Origin of the sequence: Alkalibaculum bacchi, from assembly GCF_937875145.1 — a bacterium.
GTDB lineage: Bacteria > Bacillota > Clostridia > Eubacteriales > Alkalibacteraceae > Alkalibaculum > Alkalibaculum bacchi_A.
On sequence record NZ_CALNCS010000251.1, the window covers coordinates 1 to 5,676 of the forward strand.

Below are 5,676 nucleotides of genomic sequence, written 5' to 3' on the forward strand. Positions count from 1 at the left end.
AGACGTGTGCTCTTCCGATCTGCCAAGGTATTGGAATCCAATCTTCCACGTTGGAACATTGGATTCCAATACCTTGGCTCCTTTCTCGTTTCCCTTGACACTAATGGCTCCAAATGCGTAAGGGACATTGAATACTGCAGGTTTGTTATTCACAGATAAATGAGAAATGGCACCTGTACCCTCCAAACAAAACATACCAGCTCCTAATCCACCAATGGGAAAAGCAACACGGCTCAGATATTCGTTCTCATACTTATCGTTGAAGTCCCTGCTGGTCCTGCCTAATTGGAATTTAACATCATTTAATGAATTATAATCTCTGCCTAATAAACTCTCAGGAGTAGCTAACGAAGGTACTCCTACCGCTGCAATACTTCCTAAACTAACTTTCTTAAGAAATGATCTTCTAGTATTATCCATAATATTATTTTGTTTAATTAAGTTTATTTTTTTTTTACTAAAATCAAGAAAAAATGACTTTTAAGGTATCTCCTTTTTTAAGTTCAACTTTATCAAAATTTATTTCAATTTTCTTTAGAAGTTTATATGTTGAATTAATTTTTTTACCATTATAGTAAATTTCAACATTGTTTAATTTCCCCAATAATGAAGATAAGATTAATTGCTGCAAACACAAACTTCCATATTTTACGATAACCTGATTTTCTTGTATGCCATTCTCAATTATTTGAGTAATATTTCCCCATCCTTCAGCTGAAGTATAAAATCCTTTGAATTTATCTGTTGTTAGCTTAGGTGAAAATCCCATTATGCCTTTCGGGCCATCGTACCAATAATCTTGAAGAGCATGTAAAACACCATAAGATGCCATTGCTCTTGCATAGTGATCACCACATTCAACCTCATTCCATGGGTTATGCTTTGCTCCATCATAGCGAGTTTGAATACTTTTTATAATAGCCAGACCTTCATCCAATTTTCCACGAAATATCATATTGGTTGCTACTTGATACTCAATACCTGTCCATACTTCATCCCTATATCTAACTCCTGCTTCACCAGGATGTTTACTGAATGGCCAAGTACATATTAATAATCCAGGTTCGCCAGCATGTGCATAATATCTTTCAGGTAAATGCAAATTAGTTTGTGCTGCCACATCATTTGTCCAATTATATTCCCAAATTGAATTTAATGTTTTGTCAATTGTATACTCAGGATAAATATCACCTAATCGTAATAAATCGGCCCAAGTTTGTCCAAAAAGTTGATCACTTAAACATCCATTGCCATATTGATGTAGTGGATGTTCTTTCTCATCTACATCTTGTATAAAGTAGCCATATTCATCATTCCACAAACGATCAACAGAATTTTTGGACCCTTTCTCGTAAATATCCTTATAGTAGTTGGCAGCTAAAGTATCTTTCATAATATAAGCCATTTTTTCGCCAGCACGAAGGGCAGCTAAATACAAACCACCAACATAAGTATTTGCGCCATAAAATGCTATATCATACGTATTAGGTTGTATTTTTACAATTAATCCATCTTTATTTCCATCTTCATTTATAATATAATCAAGAGAGTGCTTTATTTTACTCCAATTTCTTGATAGAAAATATGAATTTTTTGACATTAAATGTTCACGATACATTCTGAGTATTACACTTGCGTGGCCATCAATTAATACGCCGTGTTCTCCATTTCTTGATAGAATCGCACCATCATCTCTTAGTGAAACACTATAATCTGTCTTCTCTCTCAAATTTCTTTCAAGTTCAGGGAACAAAGCGGCCATCGTTTGGGCATAACCCCACACATGAGTACAAGTACCTTCACAAGATCCAACACCTTCCCATGCCCAAAACTTGTCATTTGACCACCATTGGCAAGTTTCAGTTGCTAAAGTTGAAACGGACATCATTAAACGCTGTTTCAACCAATATGGAAATGAACTTTCATTATAGTATGAATCATGAAAAGCGAAGGTTTCAGATTCTAATCTTTTATAATTTTCAAATAATTGACTTACTACATCTAAGGAACTATTATACCAATTGGAATACATATTCCCAATTGGAGGAGAATTAGGGGGAAGTGGCTTATTCCACTCTGAACCCTTATAACTTAGAGGTCTGTTTGGGAAATACCATGATAAGACGTAAACCAATTCTTTAGAATCCCCTTTCTTTAATCTTAAATTTGAAGTTAATCCTGCATTTAATTTATCTCCTAATTTTGCTTCTGCATAGTTTTTATTTTCGCTGAGTAGATCAGCAGTACCAATCGCAGATGAATCAAAAACAGTAAGAGCAAGATTTCCCATAAAAGCATGCGTGTCATCAATTATATAACGTGACATATCTTTAGGATTATCAGCAAATTGAATATTATCGACACTTATGTGTCCCCAGCTACTAGTCTCATTATCAACAATTTCCAAATACGCTCTTTTATTTTTCCATTTAGAAACATCCCAGTTTCTAGGAAAGAAATCTTCATTATTATTGCCAGTTGCAGTTTTAACTATCTTATTATCTACATATAAATTTATACAAGTTCTTCCACGGTGTGCTCCTCCTGCGATATTAAATGAAATATAATTTCTTGATATAGTGAATTCCTTAGAAATGAGTTTCCCTATAAAAGAATCGTAACCCACATAAGAATTAGCGAGATATTTTCCATAATCTCCTCCAAAGGCATTTTGGTTGTTGATTTGCCCAGGAGTGGGCCTCATTCCAAATGCATCTCCCTCAATTTTCCAATTTCGATAATTCCCGGATTCGAAATCATCGAAAACAATAAGGTTTTTATCTTTAATAATTTCTATATTTGGAGTTTGTGACACATCCATATCCATAAAAACAGATTTAAACTGTCCATTGGAAATTACCTTATTTCTTAACACTCCGTAAGTTCTATCTTTAAGATCTATACATACTAAATTTTGCATCCAAGCCGTCATATCCACATTTAGATCTTTGTCGGAGGTATTTGTTATTTGATATTTTATTATAGTTGCTGGTGTCGCAGATTCCTTTGCATTCAACGGAATAAATGGTGAATAAACAGTAGATTTAATTTTTAGTGGAAATTCTTCATCATTTGTATTATATTCAATAAAAGCCACAGGATATTCCCCTATAAACGAAATATTATCAAAATCTTTTTTATTTAACTCTTTGATTATTTTATTATTACCATCATTAATGGTTACTTTAAATCCTTGATCTATATAACTGTGCGGTTCAAATGTTTGATAACAAACTTTCCAAGGTCCCAGTGGAGTATCAAAGTTTAATAACGAATCTATACCATATCCAGTGTTGTATGCGTTGTTAGCAATCCACCAATTTGCAAGAGTTCCATCTCCACGAACATATAGTTGACCAGCCATAATACCACCACATGGCATGCCTATAGTAGTTAAATCTTCACCTTTATAAATTTTCCTATCACTTCTACTATTTATATCACCAATGAAAGTTTTAATATCACCCTTATTTAAGGAAACTTTATGATCGTCAGAAAACTGAGAATACAAAATAGAAGGAAAAAAAATTAAAACAAATATAAAATATTTTTTCATGAATAATAAAATTATAAGAGCCTACTCCAAATTAATTTGGAGTAGGCTCTTAAGATTAATCATAACCAGCGTTCTGTATTAAAGTACCACCAGATCTGTCAATTTCGAGTTGAGGTATCGGAAATATTTCATCTTTACCATCCTTATATCTAAAATAACCTGGTGTTACTTCATTTTGCCATCTGTTAGGATCAAGAAGGTATTCTTGTGCAATCCCCCATCTTCTCAAATCCCAACCAAACTTTCCTTCAAATGCAAATTCAACACGACGTTCATGAACAATTGCCCAAAACATTTCTTCATAACTCAACGTTGGTGAAATAGGAGGTAATTCTCTTATTACATTACTATTAATTGTATTTGGGTCTGTAGTAGTAGCCGTACGAGCTCTAACCATATTAACATATTTAGCTGCAGTAACCTGATCATTCAACTCATTCATTACTTCAGCATACCATAATAATACTTCAGCATATCTTATTAAAGAATAATTACATGAGTTATACCAACTAACTTGATCAACAACAACTCCTTTATTATTAGGTGGGTTACCAATAGTCCATTTTCTAATTCCTAATCCTGTACCATTTACCTTATCAATAAACATCTGTCCGAAAAAATCATCTACGTCTTTACGAAATATAGTAGCTACAAAACGAGGATCACCTTCTTCATATTCTCTTTCCAAATCAGGTGTAGGTCGTGTCCATCCCCATCCACCGCCAGCTACAAATCCGTCTCCATTGGGAGCGTTGAGTACCGTTGCAAAATTGTCGGTTCCTTTTTGATTCATTGCTGTGTATTGCACTTCAAAAACAGCTTCTATACTATTGTCATTGGTACCGTCAAAAAGATCATTATAGTCAGGAAGTAAGTCATATCCATAAGACATAATTTCTTCTAACAAAGTTTTAGCTTCTTGCCACCTGTGTTGATACAAATAAATTTGAACTAAATAAGCTTTTACTGCACCTTTATCGGCTCTTCCCATTAAATCACCTGTATTTCTATTCTCAATATTTTGTTGTAAAGCCATTTTAAAGTCCGCTTCGGCTTGATCCATTAAATCACTTTTAGTTATTTTATAATTGTTGACTTTTTTACCTGTAACTCTTGTAGCCTCACGTACTGAATTAGGTAAATTTAATTCCGAAATATCTAAAACTTTATTAACCAATGGAGCTGTACCAAACATATAAGCTAGACGAAACATCCAAAAACCTCTAATAAAATAAAGTTCTCCCAAATATCTAGATTTTAATTGTTCATCCATCTCAATTTCGGGGATCTTTTGTAATGCCATATTGGTCAACGTAAGAGCTTTGTAACACCGTGAATACAACATATACATCTGGTCGACACTAGGCATAACGATTGATTGTTGTATTTGGTAGTACACTACCAAATCAGGATGTGCTTGAGCATCTGGTCCTGTGACATCACCCATAGGTGTATATCCCGCTCTTGTATTCCAACCTTGTTGTCCATCTAATAATTGAAATGATTTATAAGCAGATGTGACAGCCATTTCTGCATCTTGTGCAGTTTTATAGAAGTTCGAAGTTGAAACTACGCCATATGGATCTTTATCTAATTGATCGCTACATGCGACAAAAATCAATATAAACAGAAGTAAATATATTTTTTTCATATTTTTTATTTTTAAAATTCTAAGTTAATACCTGCATAAAGTGAACGTGGAATAGGGAATCCTCCGTTTATGTTTTGTTCAGGATCCCAACCTGGATAAGAATTGATAACAAATAAATTTTGTGCTGCAATATAGAATCTTAGCTTTTTTATTACATTAATATTGTTAGCTCTTAGAATTTTGTTGAAATTGTAACCAACTTGTATATTCTGAAGTCGTAAGAAATCAGATTTACGTAGCCAAAAACTGGAACGACGATAATTATCATTTGGATCACCTGCCACAACTCGAGGTACATAATTACTAGTTCCTGGACCAGTCCATCTTTGTCTATACATCCATGCAGAAGTTTGTTCTCCACCTCGGGTAATAGCAAAACCTACCTGATCAAAACTTCTTAATGCACCCATCTGCCCATATAAACTTGCAACGAAATCAATATTCTTATATTCTACTGCAATATTCGCTC

The 5,676-nt window shown here is 33.7% G+C and carries 3 protein-coding genes; all 3 read right to left on the reverse strand.

From position 1 onward, the window contains the following. Positions 1-463: 463 nt before the first annotated feature. Positions 464-3,556, reverse strand: a complete 3,093-nt coding sequence (locus Q7P22_RS14285; protein ID WP_303865057.1) for a GH116 family glycosyl hydrolase — start codon at positions 3,554-3,556, stop codon at positions 464-466. Between the two features lie 55 nt (positions 3,557-3,611). Then, entirely contained in the window at positions 3,612-5,177 is a 1,566-nt protein-coding gene (locus Q7P22_RS14290) for a RagB/SusD family nutrient uptake outer membrane protein (protein WP_303865058.1), read from the reverse strand. A 41-nt stretch (positions 5,178-5,218) separates the two neighbouring features. Then, positions 5,219-5,676, reverse strand: a 458-nt coding sequence (locus tag Q7P22_RS14295; protein ID WP_303865059.1) for a hypothetical protein, incomplete at its 5' end; no start/stop codon positions are given.